Annotated in this window: 15 protein-coding genes; 12 read left to right on the top strand and 3 right to left on the bottom strand. The window is 37.5% G+C overall.

The genetic code is table 11. The features are described from left to right. The first annotated feature begins 21 nt into the window (after positions 1-21). The 8 genes from cphA to QKW49_RS16330 all read left to right on the top strand — a co-directional run bounded on the left by cphA (position 22) and on the right by QKW49_RS16330 (position 11542). Positions 22-2673, top strand: a complete 2652-nt coding sequence (gene cphA, locus QKW49_RS16295) for a cyanophycin synthetase (RefSeq protein WP_282863722.1) — start codon at positions 22-24, stop codon at positions 2671-2673. A gap of 322 nt (positions 2674-2995) precedes the next feature. Then, complete coding sequence (locus tag QKW49_RS16300) at positions 2996-4042, top strand: stalk domain-containing protein (protein ID WP_282863723.1); 1047 nt, start codon at positions 2996-2998, stop codon at positions 4040-4042. A gap of 208 nt (positions 4043-4250) precedes the next feature. Then, entirely contained in the window at positions 4251-5864 is a 1614-nt protein-coding gene (locus QKW49_RS16305) for a CTP synthase (RefSeq protein WP_282863724.1), read from the top strand. A 223-nt stretch (positions 5865-6087) separates the two neighbouring features. Beyond that, on the top strand, positions 6088-6618 hold the full coding sequence (locus QKW49_RS16310) for a hypothetical protein (RefSeq protein WP_282863725.1): 531 nt from the start codon (positions 6088-6090) through the stop codon (positions 6616-6618). Next, positions 6585-6950, top strand: a complete 366-nt coding sequence (locus QKW49_RS16315; protein ID WP_282863726.1) for a DUF4351 domain-containing protein — start codon at positions 6585-6587, stop codon at positions 6948-6950. Before QKW49_RS16310 ends, QKW49_RS16315 begins: the two co-directional genes overlap by 34 nt. Positions 6951-7007: 57 nt before the next feature. Then, positions 7008-7445, top strand: a complete 438-nt coding sequence (locus QKW49_RS16320) for a four helix bundle protein (protein ID WP_282863727.1) — start codon at positions 7008-7010, stop codon at positions 7443-7445. Positions 7446-7786: 341 nt separating this feature from the next. Beyond that, complete coding sequence (locus tag QKW49_RS16325) at positions 7787-9949, top strand: copper amine oxidase N-terminal domain-containing protein (protein ID WP_282863728.1); 2163 nt, start codon at positions 7787-7789, stop codon at positions 9947-9949. 93 nt (positions 9950-10042) lie between these two features. After that, positions 10043-11542, top strand: a complete 1500-nt coding sequence (locus tag QKW49_RS16330) for a stalk domain-containing protein (protein ID WP_282863729.1) — start codon at positions 10043-10045, stop codon at positions 11540-11542. Between the two features lie 194 nt (positions 11543-11736). On the opposite strand, the gene QKW49_RS16335 is transcribed toward QKW49_RS16330, so the two are convergent. Then, complete coding sequence (locus QKW49_RS16335) at positions 11737-13473, bottom strand: HlyD family efflux transporter periplasmic adaptor subunit (protein ID WP_282863730.1); 1737 nt, start codon at positions 13471-13473, stop codon at positions 11737-11739. Between the two features lie 91 nt (positions 13474-13564). Beyond that, positions 13565-14416, bottom strand: coding sequence for a class I SAM-dependent methyltransferase (locus tag QKW49_RS16340; RefSeq protein ID WP_282863731.1), 852 nt, complete (start codon positions 14414-14416; stop codon positions 13565-13567). A gap of 258 nt (positions 14417-14674) precedes the next feature. Here QKW49_RS16340 and QKW49_RS16345 point away from each other — a divergent pair, with 258 nt between their 5' ends. Continuing rightward, complete coding sequence (locus QKW49_RS16345) at positions 14675-15814, top strand: YbhB/YbcL family Raf kinase inhibitor-like protein (RefSeq protein WP_282863732.1); 1140 nt, start codon at positions 14675-14677, stop codon at positions 15812-15814. Between the two features lie 232 nt (positions 15815-16046). Here QKW49_RS16345 and QKW49_RS16350 read toward each other — a convergent pair whose 3' ends face one another. Beyond that, positions 16047-18203 carry a copper amine oxidase N-terminal domain-containing protein gene (locus QKW49_RS16350; RefSeq protein WP_282863733.1) on the bottom strand — a complete coding sequence of 719 codons (2157 nt, stop codon included), beginning with the start codon at positions 18201-18203 and terminating at the stop codon, positions 16047-16049. A gap of 695 nt (positions 18204-18898) precedes the next feature. Here QKW49_RS16350 and QKW49_RS16355 point away from each other — a divergent pair. The 3 genes from QKW49_RS16355 to QKW49_RS16365 all read left to right on the top strand — a co-directional run bounded on the left by QKW49_RS16355 (position 18899) and on the right by QKW49_RS16365 (position 24111). Further along, positions 18899-20749 carry an S-layer homology domain-containing protein gene (locus QKW49_RS16355; protein ID WP_282863734.1) on the top strand — a complete coding sequence of 617 codons (1851 nt, stop codon included), beginning with the start codon at positions 18899-18901 and terminating at the stop codon, positions 20747-20749. Positions 20750-20873: 124 nt separating this feature from the next. Further along, a complete protein-coding gene (locus QKW49_RS16360) occupies positions 20874-22352 on the top strand; it encodes a M1 family metallopeptidase (protein ID WP_282863735.1) in 1479 nt (492 codons plus the stop codon). Positions 22353-22590: 238 nt separating this feature from the next. Further along, positions 22591-24111 (top strand): peptidoglycan DD-metalloendopeptidase family protein, encoded by a 1521-nt coding sequence (locus QKW49_RS16365; protein ID WP_282863736.1) that lies wholly within the window; start codon positions 22591-22593, stop codon positions 24109-24111. Positions 24112-24249 lie beyond the last annotated feature (138 nt).

Genomic DNA, 24249 nt, shown 5'->3' on the forward strand with positions numbered 1-24249 from the left:
TATAAGGGAGGATTTTTTTACATGCAAATCGTTGACATACAGTGTCTGCGAGGTAGAAACATATATTGTCACAGGCCTGTAGTAAAGTTGTTGGTAGATTTAGAACAGCAGTATGATATTCCTACAGTTGATATTGAGGATTTTAATGATAGACTTGTCTTGTTTTTACCGGGGATTTCAAAGCATTGCTGCTCGTTGGGTTATGAGGGCGGGTTTTTAGAACGTTTGAGAGAAGGGACGTATTTAGCCCATGTAACCGAACATATTATTCTGGAACTTCAGACCATAGCAGGATATGATAGCAGATATGGAAAAACAAGAACATGGAAAAGTCCATATTTATATAATATTATCTATGAATTTAAAAATGAAAAATGTGCATTAGAAGCAGCAAGAATCGCAGTGAAGATAGTAAATGCACTCATTCAAGGTCAAGCATTGGATGTTGAAAATGAAATAAAGAATATGATTAAAGTATCCATGGAATATGAGTTAGGACCAAGTACCAAGACTATAGTAGATGAAGCTGTAAAGAGAGGTATACCGGTTACAAGACTGGGTAACGAAAGCCTTGTACAACTAGGCTATGGAAAATATCAACGCAGAATACAGTCTACTATTACTGATTCAGCCGGTTGTATTGCTGTAGATATCGCAAGTAATAAGCTGCTGACCAAGAAAATTTTACAGGATTATGATATTTTTGTTCCTAAAGGTGAGATTGCTTATACGGATGACGCTGCAGTTTCGCTGGCTCAAGAACTGGGATATCCTGTAGCGGTTAAACCCTATGACGGGAACCAAGGGAAGGGTGTAGCACTTAATCTTACTACTGAGGAACAAGTAAGGCAAGCATTTCAAAATGCATGTGCCTTTAGCACTGCGGTGATGGTAGAGCGATTTGTAAGAGGAAAAGACTATCGGGTACTGGTAGTAGGCGATAAAGTAAGCGCAGTATCCGAACGGTGTGCGGCTTGCGTGACAGGAGATGGGGTCAGCACGGTTGTACAGCTGATCGATGAAGAAAATCTCAATCCATTGAGAGGCGAAAGCCATGAGAGACCCTTAACAAAACTGAAAATAGATGGCATTACAAAACAAGTGTTAAATAAGCAGGGATTTACTGAAGAGTCTGTTCCACGTCAGGGACAAACGGTATGGTTAAGAGAAAACGGTAATCTGAGTACCGGAGGAACAGCTGCAGACAGGACTGATGATATCCATCCGTATAATGCACAAATGGCTATGAAAGCAGCGCAGGTGATCGGATTGGATGTAGCAGGCATTGATATGATTACACCGGATATCTCGGTACCTTTATATAAAAACGGCGGAGCGGTTATTGAAGTAAACGCGGCGCCGGGGATACGCATGCATGTCTATCCAAGTGCAGGAAAGCCTAGAAATGTAGGAAAAGATATCATAGATATGCTGTTCCCAAAAGATGTACCCTATACTATTCCTTTGGTTTCAGTTACAGGAACCAACGGAAAAACGACCACTACCAGAATGATTTCACACATTCTAAAAACCCAGGGGTTAACGGTGGGCATGACGACTACCAGCGGTATTTATATCAATGACAAGTGTATTTTAAAAGGAGATAATACCGGCCCGGCCAGTGCACGTATGGTGCTTGGCGATAAACAGGTTGAAGCGGCTGTGCTGGAAACGGCCAGGGGTGGAATTGTCAAAAGAGGTTTAGGATATGATCAGGCCGATGTAGGGATTATTACAAATATCACTGAGGATCATTTGGGTGTGGACAGCATAGATACCCTTGAAGAGTTAGCGTTTGCAAAGTCATTGGTGGTGGAAGCCATCAAAAAAGACGGATATGCTGTGCTCAATGCTGATGACGCGATGGTATTGGAAGTGATTCCTAGGGTAAAGAGCCGGATTATCTATTTCTCAAAAACCCATGATAATCCTGTTTTGATTAAGCATATCAAGCAAAATGGCAGAGCAGTGTTTCTTAAAGATAATATGATTATAATCGCGCAAGGGAACCACATGATGCCCGTCATCAATGTAAAGGACATTCCGGCTACCTATCAAGGAAAGGTAGAATGCAATATAGAAAACAGCCTCGCAGCCGTGAGTGCAGCCTGGGGGCTGAATATACCCATAGAAGTAATGGTGCCGGGGTTAAAGTCTTTCAGTTCCGACCTGAATGTAAACCCGGGAAGATTCAATTTATTTGAGTTGGACTATTTTAAAGTATTAGTGGACTACGGGCATAATATCGCCGGATATAAAGCAGTAATAGAATCGGCAAAGCGGCTGGGTGCAGAAAGAGTAGTCGGCGTTGTAGGCATGCCGGGGGACAGACTGGACAAGCATATCGGCATGGTAGGGCAGTTATGTGGAAAAAGTTTTAATCAGATCTATATAAAGGAGGATGGTGACTTAAGGGGAAGGAAGAAAGGTGAAGCCGCCGACCTATTGTATCAATCGGTTTTACAAGGCGGAATACCAAAAGAAAACGTAGATATTATCTATAATGAGGTGGAAGCACTGAATAAAGCCATGCTGGATGCCCGCCCCGGAGATTTAATCGTTATTTTCTTTGAAAATTTTGAGCCGGTTGTAGACTGCATTAATAACATGTCCAAGGAATTGGAGCAAAAGAAATCTATTGAAGTATCTATGGTACAACAGCCGGCGGGATGATTTTTGGTTCACGGCTCACAGAGAATGGAGGAATCGGACTTTGAAGGTATCCCTAATTATAGACACTCAAACTTAGAATTATAGTTCTTGTAGGGCGGATTCCATATCCGCCCGTTACCAAACATGGGGTTATTCTTGTATTCTGTTTTTAAAACCTCCCTACTCCCCACTAATATCCTTGTAACAAAAAATTAATATAGTTTATCGCAGAATAATTTGTCATTTTATTTATGTAATGTTAAAATAATATTAATTAGGAACATTTTCATTAGATTCTATGTCTAAAAGATAAAATCAACGAAAAGTAAGGGGGATCATACAAATGAAAAGCAAAGCAAAGAAAATAACGGTATTCATTGTGATATTTACGTTTTTATTATCAAGCGTAGGTTTTGCATCAGACTATTATAAGCAGATTAACGCATGGTTTGGGGATATAAAAATCGTAAATAATAATCAGACTGTCTATCCCGATACACAGCCTTTTATTGCTGAGGGGACTACCTATGTGTCTGTTCGTACCATGGCAAATCTCTTTAATAAGGAAATCGGTTGGAATGGGGATACCCGTACTATTACAGTAACAGATAAACCAGATAGTGAAGTATTAACGTTAAAGCAGCAATTGGCAAGCAAGGATTTTGAAATATCGCAGTTGAAAGCCAAAGTAAGTGCATTGGAACTGCACCTTGGTGATGACGATGATGCTAGTACAGATCTGGATGATCTGGAAGATCAACTGAATGACGATTACGATGAATATAGGGATATTGAATTTGATATTACCCTCAGCGGAGATGAAGATGATATTACGGTCAAAATTGATGTAGATTTGGATGACTTCGAGGATGAATGGGATGACCTTACGGACTCAAGGAAAAGAACATATCTACAGGATATTGTTGATGATATTTTAGATGAATATGAGGATGCGGATATAGGCGGTTATATAAGGGATAGTTCCAGCAGCAAAACTTCCAAACTGCTGACTTTTGATGTTTCTTCAAGCGGCAATGTACGTATGTATGATGATGACGATAGCACAAGTATATCTGATTTGGAAGATGATTTGAACGATGAATATGAAGACTATTTTGATGACATTGAGTTGTCGATAGATTTAAATGGGGATAGCGACAATATCACTTATCGTGTATATATTGATTATGATGAATATGAAGATGAATGGGATGATCTCACAGATAATAAAGTCCGCAGCTTTATGTCCGCAATCTATGGTGATATTGAATATGAATTAGATGATGCCAATATCATGGGATACATATTCGATGAGAATGATGATGATACGATGGCAAGATATACAAGACTATCCGATGGTACAGTATCTTTTAGCCGGTATGACCTATAAAAAGTATATAACATAAAGATAGGAAGCTGCTAGGTTCTAGCAGCTTCCTATCTTTATGTAAAAAAGTAACAGATAATATTCCTTGACACCTGTATTCATAAATAATAAAATATTATAGTTAAAGATTCGTAAAGATTCAGATTGCGGTTAATTAAATTTCTACTCTTTGATTCTGTGAACCGTGAACCATATATAAAGGAGGACGATTATGCCAGTCAAATATATATTTGTCACCGGAGGCGTTGTATCCGGGCTTGGAAAAGGCATTACTGCCGCATCATTAGGACGACTGTTAAAAGGACGTGGACAGCACGTTACCATACAAAAATTCGATCCCTACATAAATATTGACCCGGGGACCATGAGTCCATATCAGCATGGGGAAGTATTTGTGACTGATGATGGAGCGGAAACAGACTTAGACTTAGGCCACTATGAAAGATTTATTGATGAGAATCTTAGTAAGAACAGTAATGTTACAACTGGAAAAGTCTATTGGTCGGTAATATCGAAAGAAAGAAAAGGAGATTTCCTGGGAGGGACGGTACAGGTAATCCCGCATATCACCAATGAGATTAAAGAAAGAATTTATAGAGTAGGCAAGTCGGGGCATACCGATATCGTAATCACCGAAGTAGGGGGGACGGTAGGAGATATAGAAAGCCTTCCGTTTTTAGAAGCGATCCGTCAGGTAGCTACTGATGTAGGTAGAGAGAACTGTATGTATATTCATGTTACCCTAGTACCTTTCTTGGGTAAGTCAGGAGAGCAAAAAACAAAACCTACTCAGCACAGTGTAAAAGAGTTGCTTGGCTTAGGAATACAACCGGACGTTATCGTTTGCAGGTCTGAGATGCCTCTTGCTAAAGAGTTAAGAGATAAGATAGGACTATTTTGCAATATCTCCGGTGACCGCGTTGTCCAAAACCTGGATGCGGAAACTTTGTATGAAGTGCCTTTAATGCTTGAGAAAGAAGGGCTTGCGGAAATTGTTTGCAAACGTCTGCAAGTTGCGTGTGGAAGTCCCGATCTCACCGAGTGGACTGAAATGGTGAACAAGGTGAAGAACCTAAAGCATAGCGTAAAAATAGGACTGGTTGGTAAATATGTAGCACTGCACGATGCCTATATCAGTATTGTAGAATCGTTAAAACACGGCGGTATTGCCAATGATGCGGATGTAGAAATTAAGTGGATTAATTCTGAAAATGTGACAGAAGAAAATTGCAAAGAAACATTTGCAGATATAGATGGTATTCTGGTACCCGGTGGCTTTGGTGATAGAGGAGTAGAAGGAAAAATTGCCGCTGCGAAATATGCAAGAGAAAATAATATTCCATATTTTGGAATTTGCCTCGGTATGCAGCTTGCAGTAGTAGAATTTGCAAGGAATGCAGCAGGTTTAATAGGAGCACACAGCTCGGAGTTGGATCCGGAGACACCCTATCCTGTCATTGATATTATGCCTGAGCAAAAGGATATAGAGGAAATGGGCGGTACCATGCGTTTAGGATTATATCCGTGTAAGATTAACGAGACCACCAAAACCTATGAAGCGTATAAAGACGAATTAATTTATGAAAGACACCGCCATAGATATGAAGTAAATAATGAATTCAGAGAGAGAATCAAAGAAAAGGGAATGGTCATCGCAGGACTTTCACCCGATGAACGCTTGGTAGAAATAGTAGAGCTTCCAAACCACCCATGGTACATCGGTGTCCAATTCCACCCGGAATTCAAATCAAGACCCAATAGACCGCACCCACTGTTTAGGGAATTCATAGGTGCAGCATTGCGTCAAGTGGGGAGTGGAAAGTGAGGAATGGGGAGATATTTGGAGGAACTTCGGAGGTAAAAGCCTCTGAATTCTTTACATTTTTGAACGAGTATGTAATATACTTAGTGTGACGTCAAAAGAAAAGGAATTATTAGAGCAACAGCTAATAATTCCTTTTCTTTATTTTATTGTTAACAAGAACATATGTTTGCTGTATGGTGGATTTACAATAGATGGAATATATGATAGAATGGAGGTGAAAATAGTGAGTAAAATGGATATTGACGCACATAATTACGATAAGGTTTTTAAGGATGCATTTTCGATATTTTCAGACAAAGTATTAGATTTTTTAGATTTGCAATTTCCTGCAATACAACGGTTTATGGAAACACAGATCGCAGAAATAGAAACCAAAGGCGATAGAATGGATCTTAATTTTTGGTTTGAAGACGGAAGCATTCTACACATTGAAGAAGAGGTGCATTTGTCGGTAGAAGATGTGATACGGTTTGCAGCGTATGATGTAGAACTTTATCACAGGTATAAGACCAAAATAAATACGGTAGCATTGTGTCTTAATTCGGTAAGCAGATCGAATTGCAATATTGATGCAGGGAGCTTTGTATATAAGGTACAAGTTGTAGATATGAGTGAAAGAGATGGAGATGCAAAGCTAAATGAATTGCTTGCCAAGGTTAAAACAGGTGCGATGGTGAATGAATTAGAACTTATTTTTCTGCCACTAATGAAAAGAGCAGCATGTCGAAGGAACAATTACTCAAAGAAGTTGTAAATATCGAAAAGGTACTTGTAGCTGATTGGGAAATAAAAGAGAAAATCATAGCATTAACATTAGTCTTATCCAACAAATTTATGGATAGAAAGATATTGGAAAACATTTGGGAGGAAATTAAGATGTTTAAATTCATAGAATTTGCAGAAGAAAAAGGCATGGAAAAAGGAAAAACAGAATTGCTGTTGAAACAAATTGAAAAAAAATTTAAAGTAGTACCGGAAGAATATAAAGAGAAAATTATCAAATTAGACCAAGTAGCAGTGGATGTATTAGCAATGGATATCCTTGACATGGAAGATATAACTGAGTTGAAGAAGTATTTAAATTAGTTCACAGTTCACGGCGAATTGTGGATCGTAATGCATATGTTGGAGGATGGGATAGCTATGGAATACAATAAAGACATTTGTGATGACATTCTGATTTTAGAATCCAAAGAGGCTTATCTAGATAATGCAAAGCACTATATGAATCTTAGAGTATGGCAGAAAGCACATGCACTGACTGTAGAAATATATAAAATAACAAAGACATTCCCGCCAGATGAGAAATACGGTATTACAAATCAAATCAGAAGAGCAGTCGCATCCATTCCTACGAATATCGCAGAAGGTCATGGTAGAAATTCTTATGGAGATTTTAATAGATTTATTTCAATATCAATAGGATCAGCAAATGAAGTGGAATATCTTTTATTGCTAAGCAGAGATTTAGGCTATATAAATAAGCAATCATACGAATTATTAACAAAAGAGATACTTATTATAATAAAAATGTTACAAGCCTTAAAAAAAGCCACCCAAGCTAAATGCAAGCAAGAATGATTTGCACACTGCCGATTACACCCTGTGAACCGTGAACCGTGAACTGTGAACCAATGCGCCATTCTTTACAACTTTGTTACAACTGCCATATAGTTATTGACTCTAAAATATTCCAGTGATATAATCAATCTAGAATCGGACAGGTAACTTCTGCTAACAGCTTGTCACTTGGTGACAGTACATAGGACAAAGAGGCATGGATGAATCAAGAAAAGGTTTATGTTTGCCTATAAGTGCCTTGAGGAATTGATTGTAGTAGATCATTCATTCCAATACAGAAGCAGAAGCTACATGTAGCATTCAAACCAAAATAATATTATTTTTAGGGAGGTAAATTTTTTATGAGCAAAAAAATTATTGCTTTAGTTACCGTGCTCATGATGGTTATGACCATCTTCGTGCCGGTAAGCGTATTTGCTGCAGCAACTTGCTCCGCAGTAGGTGCCATTACAAGTGTTACTGGAACAGGAAATAACATTGATTTAGCTGATTTGCGTATTGCTGAAGGTGTTATAGGTAACTTTGCCGATGGGGATGTAATCACATTGTCACTTCCAAGTGGTGTTGAGTTCGATGCAGCTCCTACTGTAACATTTTATGATGATGCACCTGCATTTGCGTCAGCAACAGTAACTAGTGTAACCGCTAGGGTGTATAATATTAAAATCAATACAAGTGGTGTTGCTAGAAATGACGATGCATCTATGCAAATTAGTTTAAATGTAAAAGTAACTTCATCCGGAAGCGGAGATATTGAAGTAAACGTAGCAGCTCCGGGTACAGCAATTGCTGAAGGTAATGTAGTAGTTGGTAGATTTGTTAGTGGAGATGGAACTGTTTCTGTCTTAACTACACCAACAAAAGGTGGCAGCGATGAATATGCTACTATCCGTATAGTTGAAAATGCGACAAAAGCATTTGCTGCAGGCGAAACTATTAAGATTAAATTACCAAGTGATTTTACATGGAATGCTAGCACAACAATATCCGCAACAAACGGTTTGACTTTCAAGGTACCAGGTGGAGTAGTGGGTTCAGTAGCGGGTATAGGAACAAGAACATTAGAACTTACAGTAAATACTCAAAGCTCAGGGCGTCCATCTATGATTGACATTAAGTCTCATATTGATGTTGCATCTGATGCTAAAAAAGGTGATATTACTGCATCATTCAGCGGTACAGCAGGATTGTCCGATGATGTTGTAATCGGTACTTATGCTGATTATGATGTTACTGTAACTGCAAAAGACGCAAAAGAGGTAACTGCTGGTAAGGATGACCAAAGAGTTGCTGAAATCGTGGTTAAAGAAAACATCAAAGGAAGTTTAGTTCCAGGAAGAACGATCACATTTACACTTCCAGATGGTGTGAGATTTAGAGAGTATACTCCTAGTGTAGGTGCTGCTATAAGTGAAAAGCCACAGCTTAAAAAAGTTGCTGGAGATAGCAATCTTTTCGCAGGTGGTAGCACACTAACTGGTACCGTTAGTAGCGATTTAAGAACTATTACTTATACTCTTGCAAACAATGCATCTACAAGCGCGGTAGAAATGGAATTTAATGATCCTGATCTTGATATCGCTGCAAACTTCAAAGGTGAACTCGAAATCGAAGTTGGCGGAACTGCTGGTGCATCCGGTAAGTTTGTTGTTGCAGAGGTTGTTCCTATTGTGACTTTAGAATCAGATCCTACAGATATCAGAGTAGGTGTACAAGGTCAAGAAGTTGGAGATATCATCATCACTGAAGGTGCAAAGGAAGCAATTGCTGAAAATGCAGAAATTCAATTGACTTTACCATCTGATGTAACTTTCTCAGCAGTACCAACTGTTGAAGTAACTGAAGGTAACATTGAGCTTGATGGTATAAGCAAATCTGGTGGCACAGTTACTATTAAAGTAGATACCGAAAGTACGAAACCAAGTGTAATCAAAGTTAGCAACATAAAAGTTACTGCAAATCGTTCAGTACCTGAAGGGGAAATTAAGGTTTCTATTAAGGGTGGCGCAATAATGCAGAATGCACTAAAACTTGGGGATAGCTATGCGTTCTCTAACGTAACAGATGCTGGTTCTGTAGTTGTTGCTAATGTTGTAACTCCTGCTCCAGCTGAAACTTATGCTTCTAACAGTGTTGCATTCGTTCTTGGAAGCACTACTTACACAGTTGACGGCGTTGAAAAAGTAATGGACGTTGCTCCTTTCACTAAAGACGGTCGTACAATGCTTCCTATCAGATTCGTTGCTGAAGCTTTAGGCGTAAGCACTGACAACATTATCTGGAACGAAGCTACTAGCCAAGTAACCATTATGAAGGGTGACAGAGTTGCTCAGATGACTATCGGAAGCAACATCTTAACTGTTAACGGAACAGCAATCCCAATGGATACTGCTGCTGCTCTTGAAAATGGTCGTACAGTACTTCCTATTAGATTCGTAGCTCAAGCTCTTGGTGCACAAGTTGGTTGGGACGAAGCTACTAGTACTGTAACTATTACTAGATAATTAGTGAGTTGAATTTCATAATACAAAGAGGGGTTCCATATGGAACCCTTTTTGTACTATGATGATGTGTAAAGGATATCAAGGGTGATGAATATGAAGAAAAGATTTTTATTATTAGTGAGTATTATTTTAGTTATCGCCTTATCAGTGCCTACTGTGTGGGCAGCGGATAATTCAGGTATGATTGTGGTAGATGGGAAAGAGTACGTTATTTCTCAGAAGCCGGTGAATATGAATGGAACATTGATGGTTCCATTGCGTGATGTTTTTGAAGCATTGGGAGCAGATGTGGCGTGGGATGCGGAAAAAAGTTTAGTGCTCTTGTCCAGTGATCAATATAATATGGAAGTAAAACCTAACTCATATTTTGCAGTTTATAATGATGAAACAATAAAAATGTCGGTCAAAGCGCAGATTATGGATGGAAAAATTGTGATACCGCTGGATTTATTAAAGCAGATGAAAGCAATTAAGCTGGTGAACTACGATGTTTCCACCTATAAGGTTATGATAACCACCAGCAAGGCTTATGCTCAAAAAGATGGTAAGGACACTACTGAAGATGATAATACGTCAAATAGCTTAACTTACCAGCAGGCATTAGAAATAGCTCTTGAAAACAGTTATGATCTTAAACAGGCAAAGATATCCCTTGAACAATCTGAAGATAATCGTGACGATACCGGTAAAAAATTCGGTTATTCTTATCCTACCGGAGTAAGTGGTGCAAATACCGATAATGACCTCTATGCAACTGTAATAGGCTTAAATAAAGCGGATATTGCGTTGGAAACAGCTAAAAAACAAATAGGTATCACAGAGGAAAAACTATCTTATAATGTATTAATGAATTATTATGAAGTATTAAAGAAGATAAATAACTATGAATTATCGAAACTTTCTCTCCAAAAGGCGAAGTTTGAGAGAGATATTATGGACATAAAATATAGAACAGGTTTGGCAAGCAGTTTTGAGAAAAAACAGGCAGAAAAAAGCTACAAAGATGCAGAATTAAATCTTCAAATTGCCGAGAAATCTATTAGTGATCAGCAGTTAGCATTCAACAATTTGTTAGAAGTAGATAAAAATAGAGAATTTGAGCTTGTTGATCAACCTAAGCTAGAAAAGTCCGAAATGGATGAAAAGATGCTTGAGCAGCATGTTGCTCGAATGATTTCCGATAGTATCACTGTTTGGCTTGCTGAGCAAAATGTGAAGATAGCTGAGTTGAATGAAAAATTATATGTGTATAATAGTTCTTCTAGTACTGGTACTTATAAATCGGCACAATTGGACGTAGATAAAGCGAAATATAGTGCGAAGCAAACAAAATCAGACTTAGCAGATAATATTCGATCTATTTATTATAGTATTAAACAGATTGAAGACCAGTATGAAATCTATCAGCAAAATCTTGTCACAGCACAGGATACATTAGAATTAACTAGATTAAAATACGACCAAGGTATGGCAACAGACAGTCAATTACTGGATGCAGAATACAATGTTGCACAAATAAAGAAACTTTTGTTTGAAGAATCCGTAAACCATGAATTAAAAAAGATAGTTTTAGCCAAACCCTGGGTTGGATAAGGCAAAGCTCTTGTAAGAGTAATCTAATAAAATAAGAGATAGAGAGAAATATAATTGAATTGAGAATTCCTCCTCCGCAGCTTGCAACTGCTGCGGAGAAGTTTTTATGCTTTTTGAGCACATATAAAATAAAAAGTGGGTGCGACAAAACATATGTTTTGTTACACTCACTTTTCTAAATGTTTATTATCTATTTATCTAGGGGGTCGTCCTCCCATAACACCCATACCGCCGCTAAATCCACCCATAGTTGTATTGGTACTGGAGCGAGCAGAGGTAGAAGGGATAATCACTTTTTCGCCTTCTTGCAAACCACTCGTTACTTCAATATAGTCTTCATTATTGATCCCCACAGTAATAATACGTCTCTCACGGTCTGAAAGAACATTGGGTGTTCCTTGCTGCTGTGCTTGCGGATTAGCGCTATTGGCACTAGAAGTATTGGCAGCATTATTTGTTGGTTTATCATTTTGACTTCCTTGTTGATTTTCTTTATTTATATTATTTTTATTTATATTATTTTTATCTTGTATACCTGCTTCTTTTTTTACATATACAAAAGTTTCATTCCGAACCTTTTGTACTGCAGACATAGGAACATATAAAACATTTTCTTTTTGTTCTACAAAAATCTCCGCATTTACATTCATGCCCGGTTTTAAACCACCAGGATCTGAGATGGTAATCTGTACTGTATACGTTGTGACCCCATTTGAGGGAGTGCCTTCAGCGGCGATATTTGTTACTTCACCTTCAAACTGCTGGTCTTCAAGGGCTTCAGCCGTGATATTTACCTTTTGACCTACTTTTATTTTAGCAATATCCAATTCATCTACCTGCATATCAAAAATCATTTTACTCATGTCAGCCACTGTCATCAGAATTGACTCGCTGCTGGAACTATTAATGCTGTCGCCTACTTTATAATTCTTGGTGATGACAATGCCGTCTATGGGCGAGAGAATACTATAGTCATCTAACTCTTTCATCTGCGACTGAAGAGAAAGTTGAGAGTCTTTAAGGCTTAATTCGAATTTTGTTTGTTCAGTGATTAAATCACTGTCTTCTAATTCAAAAATCTTTTGTCCGGCTTTAACATGCTCATTATTGCTTATGTATATATTCTTAACGACACCCATTGCATCTTCCAATCGAAGTGTTTGCTCTTTATTGTACTGGATGACAGCGGAATCTGATGAAGAAACTTCTCCAACAGAGGTTTTTATCATTCCAATTACTTCAATACCGTAATCAAAGCTATTAGGATTTTTGATTTCAATTGTCGCGATATTGGAATCACTTTTATCTCTTACAGTACCACCTAATATGTCTGAGTCATCCAACGGAAGTAAGTTTACATCTTGCCCTATCTGGATCAGATCCATTTGCTCTGGGCTAAAAGGCAGTTTCACTATGAATCTGCTGTCATCAACGATATCTGCAATTTTTGTGGAACTGTTGATATAATCACCAACTTTATTAGTAAAATTTATGATCCTTCCATCATAGGGTGAGTACACTATCATGTTATCTAATGCATTTTTGGTGGATTGATTATCCAATATTAATTTTTCAATGCTGTTCTTTGTTTTCTCGATATTGATAGCTGCATCACTATCATCGAATTGAAAGAGCAAGTCATCTTTTTTTACGGTCATACCTTCCTCAAAGGGTGCGCTTAAGATCGTCCCTCTGACCATCGGAATGATATCGTATCTTGAAATAGGTTCAACGGTTCCGGTTCCTTCAATATTTACTGACAGATTTCCCCGGGTTACATCAAAAGTAGTTTCTTTTTGTGCGTTGGCAGCTATAGCTGTTTTTGAAGACTTCATCTTATTATAGCCATAGTACCCCCCATATCCTATACCAACTACGATGAGCAGCACTATAATTATTTTTATAAGCTTTTTTGAGAGTTCTCTACTCAATATGGATACCTCCTCACAGATATTTTCTCTATTATATCAAAATACTTTGACCGAAATGTGTAAAAATTATGAACAGATTGTTAACAAAGGATTATGATGATTTCTCTAAAATGCATACCACCATTTTTACAAAGGTTTCTTTTAATACCGGCAAACCGCATAACGGCTTGAGTAAAGGCCTGAGAGACACTTCCTTATAGTAAAGCACTTTAAAGTCAGTTTTCTCCAATAGAGTATTAAAACGTGAAATAGTCATTTTATTTATGTAGGAAAAGAACTCTTTACCTCTAGCATCCTTAGATATTCGAAAGTTTATTCTTTCTTCTCCATCAGGTAAGTCTTTCACTAAGTCTTTATAAACTTTGATTAGAGTCTGCTCGTTAAAAAAAAGATGTACCCATGGAAATCCGATGGCATCACTCAAATGAGCACCAAAAGGGTGATAGTAAGGGGGAAAATTTATAAATAGTTTCCCTCCGGGCTTTAATACGCGGTCACACTCATAAAGCATTTCAAGTGGCTGGTCTACATGTTCCATACCATCATTGATAATGATGGTATCAAAGAAATCATTATCAAACGGCAATAGATCAGCACTGCCGGCAACAAATTTAAACACATCTTCCAGTCCCTTTTCTACCGCAAGCATATTTGCTTGTTTTTCATAATCTGCAATAATATCAAGTCCATAAATTTTTTCTACACCTTGAGAAGCATAATATAAAGTCTTTCCAGCTGCTCCGCAAGCGACATCTAAAACAGTTTTATCTTTAAACATTTGTTCAATAGACATCTTGTCCAAATAAAACTTAATGGTCTGTTCACCTTTTTCATACTGCCAGTGTGCGTAACTTTTTTTACCTTCTACTTGTAAATTAAAGGGGTGCACAGGTAAAGGAAACATTTTACATAAATATCTACATAGATTATATTTGATCGTCATCTAATCCGCTCCTGATCAACTAAATTATTTGCATAAATATTGTAACATTAATTAGTCTTTTCATAAAGTAAATTTTGTATAATAGCTGGAAAAATAACGTTATATAATATTATTTGAAAGAAAAAATAATAAATATCCAATAAATATGAAAAATGTGAAAAATAATTTATATTTCTAAAAGGAATTTTTGGATTTATGTAGAAATACTAACAATTATACAGTTTTCAGAAATAAATAAATATCAAAAGGAGGCTTTTTATGAAAAAATCAAAAATCATTCTCACAGTCATGTCGGTTATACTCTGTATGATGTTTACTATCAATGGGGTATTAGCGGGACCTGTCTATAGTTATACCGAACAGGCAAAGACTTTGCATGATCTGGGTCTTTATGACGGAGTTGATGCGCTGGTTTTCAAACCTGATCTTGGTACATCTGTAGATAGGGAGACAGGTATTACGCTATTGGTAAAAATGTTCGGTAAAAAAGAAGAAGCATTAAAGTTAAGTGAACCGGTAGTGAACAATATACTTGCTAAATATGGAGATCAGAAGCAAATTTCCCAATGGGCGAGAAATTATATTGCCTATGCAGTTAAAAGCAATATGGTAACAGGAGATGCGGCTAATAATATTTCACCCAAAAGCCCAATGGATGGAAGGTCTTATGCTACAATATTATTAAGAAACATGGGTTATACTGTGGATGGACAAACATGGAGCAAAGCGGCTTTTGTTTTACAGGAAAAAGGCGGACTGACAGAGGCTGAAGCTAACACATTTAATGCTAAAAATCTAATTAAAGATGACTTGGTTGCGATATCCTATGGAGCACTATCGGCTCATGATAATTCAGGCAGTCTATTAATCAATAAATTAATCAATGAGCAAGTGGTTACAAAACAAAAAGCATTAGAGGTAGGACTCATTACAGAGAGTCAAATGATCGTTTCTTCAGCGGCTTTTGATAACGGCCAGCCCATTCCTGATAAAAACAGCTCAGGAATAAGTATACCTCTTAAGTGGAGTAATATCCCTGAAGGTACAAAATCTTTCGCACTCATGATGTATGACTTGCATCCGACGGCTGGTGAGTGGGTGCATTGGCAAGTAATTAATATCCCTGCCAATATTAACTCATTGCCAGAAGGAGCTTCACAAGAAGCAATGCCTGAAGGGGCGGTAGAGTTGATGAATTCGTATGGATTAAAGGCATATAAAGGCCCTCAGCCACCATATCGTTCCGGTGTGCATGAATACAAAATTATCATCTATGCATTAAATACGGATAAAGTGGATATGAAAACTACTATGTCATACAGCAGCTTTGAAAGAGCTCTTAAGCCCTACATTATCAAACAAGGGTCAATGATTGGAACATATGAAAGTAAACAGTAATACTATATCTAACGCATTAAAGAAATTACAGCAGCGGTAGGTTTGTGGTGGTGTATGTTTCCGTAAGAGACCGTCCACTGTTTGAACGAAGTGAGTTTGGGCGCGTCTCTGAAGGACACATACACCAGCTCAACCCGTTTGCTAATGTAAAAACTTTAATGCGTTAGATATGCAAAAAAGAGCTGCCTTTTGTTTAAAGGCAGCTCTTCGCATTTCATTCAATACTATTAAATTATCTAGAAACTGTTACCGTACTTGTAGCTTCGTTCCAGCCGATTGTTGCGCCAAGAGCTTGACCAACAAATCTGATCGGAAGCATTGTACGACCATCTTTAATTACTGCAGTTGTATCCATTGTAATTCTTGTACCGTTTATAGTCAAGATATTGCTTCCAATGGTCATCTGAGCAACTCTATTATCTTTGATAATAGTTACTTGGCTTGTAGCTTCGTTCCAGATAATGTTATCATTGCTTACGCCTAAAGCATCAGCAACGAATCTTACAGGAAGCATTGTACGATCATTCTGTACGTATGCAGCTACATCCATTTCTTTTTCAACGCCATCAACTGTATAAGCTTTGTTTCCAAGAACAAACTCAACAACTTGGCCTCCACCAACACCGTCAGGAGCTGGAGTTACAACATTAGCAACTACTACAGAACCAGCATTTGTTACGTTAGCAAATGCATAGCTGCTTCCGGTTTCAATTGCATTTTGCATTACAGCAGAACCTTTAACTGAAACCTTAATTTCACCTTCCGGTACTGCACGGTTCGCTGTTACTGCCAATCCACTTACTTTAATTACACTAGGTTTTGTTCCCTCAGTATCTACTTTAATAGTGATTGTACCACCAGATTTGCTTACGCCATCAATTTCAAGGTTACCTTCAATTACTTCAACAGTTGGTACAGTTGAGAAAGTTACATCAGCTGGTGCGGATAATACGATTTCTGATTTTTCTTCAAGTGCTTCTTTAGCACCTTCAGTGATGATGATATCTCCAACTTTTTGATTTTGCACACCTACTTTGATATCTGTAGGTTCAGATTCTAATGTTACCAGAGGCTTAACATCAGCAACTACGAAGTCACCGGTAGCACCGGCAGTTCCGCCTACTTCAATTTCAAGTTCGCCTGCAAAGTTAGCAGCGATATCTACATCTGGATCGTTGAATTCTATTTCCATTGCACTTGCAGATGAAGTATTAGCAAGAGTATAAGTCATAGTTCTTCCACTGTTGCTAAGAGCGCCCGCTAAAGTGCTGCTTCCGCCGAACATTCCATTATCGCCGGATACAACTTTAAGCTTCGGTAATTCATTTACAACATTACCATCAGTATCGGTATAGCTTCTAAATCTTGCGCCTTCCGGAAGAGTAAATGTAATAGTTCTTCCTGGAATTAAGCTATTTGCGATTCCTTCTTCAATTACGATTTCAGCAACTCTTTGATCATCTTTACCTGCAGTTACTTCTTTCGCATCTTTTGCAGTTGTAGAAACGCCGTAATCAGCATAGGTTCCAACTACAACTTCATCAGACAGTCCAGCTGTACCGCTGAAAGATGCGGTAATATCACCTTTGCCTGCATCAGTTGAAACACTGATAGGAGTTTTGATATCAATCATAGCTGGACGAGAAGTACTTTCGTTTGTTACTTTAAGTTCTAAAGTTCTTTCACCGTCACCGCTTACAACAGCAATGGCTAAAGTATCAGTTGCAGATGGCGCTACCGGATTATTCCAGGTATAACCATTAGGTAATTTGATCTTGATAGTTTCATCTTGATCAAGTGCACCTATTGCATTTTCAACAATACGGATCATTCCGAATTCAGCGCTTCCACCTTTAGTTGGTGTAGTTAAAACAGAAACAGTTCCGTTTCCGCTAACAAATCTACCAACTACAACATCACCTTCAGTGATTGCGGTACCAGGGGCTGCTACGTTTACAGCGATATCTCCGGTTCCTGCTGAAGTAATATCAACATTTAAGCCAATCTGCATTGCTGCTTTGTCTGTTCTAGCAGCACCGGTTGTCTTGATTGTGATATTATATACTCTGCTAGTTACTGATTTTACAGATGCATTTGTAGCTGCAGTATCAAAATCAGCTTTTCCGCTACCTGTAAAAGTTACAACAGGAGCTGAATTAAATTTTACACCACTTGGTAGTGTCAATGCGATTACGTCTCCATCGGCAAAGTTACCCATAACACCTTCATCTATACGCAAATCTGCCAAGTTAATATTAGTGCTTGTTCCTGCAACAGTTCTAATAGCACCTACAGAAGTATTAGTTGTTGCAGCAAAAGCAGCTACCGGTACAAGCATGGTTGCAGTTAATGCAAGCACGGTAACCATAGAAATAATTTTCTTCTTCATAAATAATTGCCTCCTTGAAAATAAATTAATTAGTTTAGAATTTTTGTTATTATCTTTGTTGCCTCTTTCAAAACATGTTGTACTTCCATCTCTTTGACTAATCATATACGTTTCACCTCCTTCTAAAGACTTAAACGGAAAGCATGTTATCACCCTTTAGTTAACATAATAACATATACATAAAATATTGTCATTAAAGTAATAGACTTGTAATAAAGCGTTAAATATTCTGTAAACATCGCTTTATATAGCTGTCATATACTTCGGGTATAATTATTATAGATATGTTATTCGAAGTTAGTAATAATTATGTTAACCACATCGAATATTGTAACGTACCCGGGCTAATATATCAAGGCATAAATTTTACTAATGGTGGTTGAAGGTGGGAATTATATAGTTCGGTGTTCCTATAAACAGATTTCTAACCTTCAGCGGGGTTTTTTATCCCCCGCTGAAGGTTAGAAATCGTTATCCAGGGACTAACCGCCACTTATCTCCCGCTTATAGAAGCGGGAGATAAGTGGCGGTTAGTCATCGGATAAAAAAATGAACTGTGAATATCATTGCAAACAAGATACAGGAATGCTATAATTTAGTTGGTGATTTGTGAGTGTTTATAAATCATTGAATACATAAGCTTTAGTAGTTTTAAATGTATCAAGGTGTTTGTGATAATATCAGGGGGGTTACTAATGAAAAGAAAGCTTTGGCTTGTATTTACTGTTTCTATCCTATTAACCACTTTTTCCGCTACTGTATTTGCTGCTTCATTTCCCGATGTTGAGGATGCCAAGTGGAGCTGGGCGAAATCGATTGTAGAGGAAATGAGTAGTAAAGGTTATATTTCGGGATATCCCGACGGAACTTTTGGTCCCTCGCTGCCCGTTACAAAGCTTCAATCACTAATTCTTATGGCGAGAATACTGGGAGTGAATGATGACGAGAATAAAAACTATGTAGAATTAGCCCAAAAGAATTATAGTGATGATCTCCAACTATATTCCATTTCGAATAAGAAAGAAGTTTCCTACTTATTATATAAGAATATTATTACAGTAAACGAACTTGATACATATATTTCCCCGGAAAACGAAAATCTTGCTCTAAAAAGGTATGAAGCCGCTGTATTGTTTACTAAAGCAATGGGGAAAGAAAAAGAAGTCAAGAGTAAGCTGATTACTATCCTCCCCTACTCGGATGTAACTGCTATTCCTTCGTCTGCCAAACCCTATGTTGAGTTTGTAAAGGATGAGGGCATTATGCAAGGGATGACAGAAACGCAATTTGGTCCGATGGAAGACGTGAACAGGGCACAAATGGCGGTAATGTTGTATAGAGTGCTAACAAAAAATGAAGAGATTGGAGAGACCTCTACCGGTAAAGTGACCAGTAAGGATATAGCCAATAATACATTGAAGATAAAAGATATTATAGATGTTGAAAGAACATACGAAATTAATAATACTACAATTATAAAGGTTGATGGAGAAACGGCAAACTTAGCGGATATTCAAATTGGAACTGAAGTGTTATTAACCTGGAAGTCGGAGCAGCTATATATGGTAGAAGGCGTTTCAGCACAAGAAAAAGAAGATGAAACGCAAGTACAGGAAACTGTAGAAGGTATTATTACCGGTATAAGCGCAGGTGGAAACATAAGGTCTATAAGTCTTAGCATACAGGAGAATGGACAGACGATTGGCAGGAGTTATTCTTTAGATAAAGATGTTAGCGTATTATATAATGATGTGATTTCTTCGTTAAATAATATTACCGTACAAGATTATGCAACGTTGGTCATAAAAAATAATATAGTTACAAGAATAGAGGTACAAAGCAAGAATGTAGAAGTGCATGGAACGGTTCAAAACATTATGTTGGGGTCAGTAGATAAGTTGGAAATAAAACTTGATAATGGCACATTAAAGGAATTTGAAGTATTGGATGATGCGGAGGTCATAAAAAACAATAGCAGCTTAAACATCACCGGTATTGTTGTAGGTGACCCGGTGTATTTAATGCTGGAATACAATAAAATAAAAAAAGTCACCGTTTCCGCGGTAAGTAGTATCACTTCGGGAAACATTGAGGAAATCATCATCTCCAATACACCATCTATCAAAATAAAGAATGGTAATGATGAAGCAAAATATTATATTACAGGAGATACAATCATAAAGATAGATGATGTGGTAAAAGAGATTTATGATTTAAGATTAGGGTATCCTGTAGAGCTGGTTGTTAACGGCAATGCGGTGAATGAGATTAAAGTGAAATCGGAAGCGCAGGTTACTACATTAAGCGGGACAGTAACATTAATAAATAGTAGTTATAATTTGCTTAATATTTCTGTTACAGATACTGATACCGGAAAAATAACCACGCAGCAGATTTTTATCGGCAATGATACAAAAATTATACGAAACAGTGATTCGAAAGCATTATCTTTGAGTGATATAAAAATTGGAGATGCTATTGCAGCGGTACGCACAAAGAAAGCAGGAGTATTTGAAGCAAGTACCATTGTGGTGGTTACCGAGTGATCTATGCGTTACACCTAACTTGTTCTATTTTTAGCATCTATAAAATATAATATATAAAAATAGTCTATCTATATATATGGATAGGCTATTTTTATATGTCAGAGGGAATGAGGGGGAGTGGATTGTGGGGAAAAAAATCAATAGAGGACAAAGAATATTGATATTTCTATTAATATTTGCAGGCATTTGTGGGATAGTAACTGTCATATATATGCTAAAAAGTCACAAAAGTTTACATAATTCATATAATATTAATGTAGAATATAATGACAGGAGTAAGAGTTTACACTGTTCACAAAGTATAAAGATTACTAATAATGAGAAAGAAAATCTCGAGGCACTATATTTCCATCTGTATCCCAACGCATTCAAGTATAAAGAGCAAGCGCCTATATCTGAAGATGAATGGTCTATTGCGTATCCGGCAGGTTTTTCTCAGGGATTTATAGAAGTCAAAGAAGTTAATATTGATAATACTCCGGTTTCGTTTGCCGTTGAAGGTCGAAGTGATATTATACTATACATAAAGTTGCCACGCTTACTAAAAAGAAGAAAGTCTGTTGAAATATTTATGGAATACGATATACAGCTCCCCCAGTGTTTAAATAGGTTCGGATATGGGGAGAGCAGTATAAATATCACTAATTGGTATCCTATTCTTTGCGTATATGATAAAGGTAGTTGGAAATTAGACCCTTATTATAAAATAGGGGACCCGTTTTACAGCGATACTTCGGACTATCAGGTAACGTTATCAATGCCGGACCAGTACGAAGTGGCACATACCGGTAAATTAATTAGTAAAGAAAAAGATAAAGATAAAGGTTTAAATTTGCTAACCATTACAGCAGAGAATGTCAGAGATTTTGCTTGGCTTGCATCAAAAGACTATGAAGTCATACAGAACAAATGTGATAAAACGATAATAAAATGCTTTAACTATACCAAGGGCGGAATACGTACGTTGGAAATCGCCACAAAAGCTTTGAAAACTTTTAATCGCTTGTTTGGAGAGTATCCGTATAGAACATTATCTATTGCGGAATCGGATTTTTATGTAGGAGGAATGGAGTACCCACAGGTGGTGCAGATTGATACGTCTGCTTATAGCGATAGCAAATTATGGTTAGAATATCTGGTAGTTCATGAGATAGCTCATCAATGGTGGTACGGGGTTATCGGCAATGACCAAATTCGAGAACCGTGGTTGGATGAGGGACTCACTGAATACTCTACGCTGTTATATTTTGAAATGAATTATAGTGTTGAACATAAAGAAAAGATTAAGGATATTTTCATTAATAGCAGTGTGCGGAGCCATCACCAAGAGAATAGCTATCAGCATTTAATAAATATGCCTATTTATCAATATGATAACTGGCAAGAATATTCTGTAAATGTATACAGCCGGGGAGCGTTATTGCATGAAGAATTGAGAAGCATAATGGGAGATGGAAAGTATTTTAAGCTGCTGAAAAGGTATTATAGGAATTATAGATTTAAGAATGCCAGCATTAAAGATTTTGTTCAATTAGCCAATAAAATCAATAAAAAAGATCTAAAGGTTTTCTTTGAAAATAAACTGGGAAGAATAGATCAGTAACAAAAATGTAATAAAAAAATAAAAAATTTTTAAAATAAGCAGGATTTTTCGAATTTTTGTAGAAATAATAAGTTTGTAACAAATATGTAATACATTTTTAATAAACAAGCATAATAAGATATTAGAGCAGTAAAAATTACTATTATAAAGTGGGAGAAGACCTCTCAATACTGTCAATTCCCACTCTCACCTAAATAAAGTTTTTATAATATACAAAAGCTGGCAGGAGGGTTTAACAGTGGCTATTAAAGCTGAAGGAATAAGGAGTAGTGCATACATGCAAGCGTTTAATAGAGCAAATAAAAAGGGAGGCACCTCTGCCAGAAGGAATTGCGTCGCAGTACCTGAGGTAAAGATGCCGAAATTAAAAATAAAACCTCCGACCATGGAGCTGGAAAGGCGTGCGGTTCATCGTCTGAAGCTATTTATAGCTACCCGCCGAACAGTGGCCTTAATATCGGCTATATGTATAGCTTTCTTTCTTATAGCCGGCTTGATAGAAAACAGTCAATATAAATCTGCCGTTGAAGTACAGTTTAATGGCCAAACCATAGGCGTGGTTTCATCGGAGGAAGAATTTGAAAAATATTTTAGCGAGGCTAAGGCTGAGCTTAGCCAGTTCCTTGAAGGGAATGAGGTATATGTAGAACAAAAGCCGATACTCATAGGCAGGAGAGTAAAAGAAAATGCTTTTTCTGCAACTAATGAGATTAAAAAGAATATTAAGTCTATGGTGGATATCTCTATAGCTGCTTATGCAATCATAGTGGATGGTAAGCAAATGGGCCTGGTGAAAGATGAAACAACTGCTAATGCAGTGTTGCAAGAAATCAAAAAGCCGTTTTTGCTTGATGATCCTAATATAAAAGTAGGGTTTGCTAATAATGTAGAAATAGAAAAAAAATATGTACAGGTGGGTGCGATACAGCAAAAAGAAGAAGTTTTTAACGCACTTTCACAGCTGAAGGAAGAAGTGAAGCAGTATACCATTAAAGAGAATGACACACTATGGGGAATAGCGCAATTATATAAAATTCCTGTAGAAGAGATCATGCGTATTAATCCTGGGGTTGGGGAAAATATTCAGCCGGGTCAGCAGATCAACCTGACAGTTCCTGAACCTATATTAGGTATAGAGACAAGGGAAACGGTGGTATATAATGAAGACATTCCCTTTGAAGTAAAGGAAATTGAAGATGCTAATTTGTACCAGGGTAGAAGAACGGTTATCGATAAAGGATTTAACGGTGAGCAAAAGGTTGAAGCGGAAATAGTCAAAGTGAACGGTATTGAAACAGGGAAAGAAGTGATGAAAACTTATGTTCTATCCCAACCTAAGATACAGACGGAGAAAGTAGGAACGAAGCCTGTGCCGCCGAAATATGGTACGGGGGTATTCCGCAGACCTACGTATGGTGTCCTTACTTCCAGATTTGGCACCAGAGGGAGAGAGTGGCATACCGGCATAGACCTTGCAGGAAATATCGGAGATCCGATATATGCATCTGACGGAGGGAAGGTAATATTTGCGGGCAGACAAGGCAACTATGGTTTATTGGTGAAAATAAGCCATGATAATGAATATGTAACATATTACGGACATTGCAGCAAGCTTCTGGTAAAAGAAGGAGAAAGGGTGGCCAAAGGCGAGGTCATCGCATATGTAGGCAATACCGGTCGAAGTACCGGGCCGCATGTACATTTTGAAGTACGGAAAGATGGCACTCCTGTCAATCCGTTGAATTATTTGAATAGATGAGATGATAGTTCACAGATCACAGTGACTTGGTGACGAAAAAAGTGCTTTTCGGTAGTTTTAGACTATCTTGGGTAATTTATATGTTGTTTTTTGTAGGGGCGGACGACTCTGTCCGCCCGAGATCACTGATAAAGTCCG

Source organism: Petroclostridium sp. X23, assembly GCF_030013905.1.
Classification (GTDB): Bacteria; Bacillota; Clostridia; order SK-Y3; family SK-Y3; genus X23.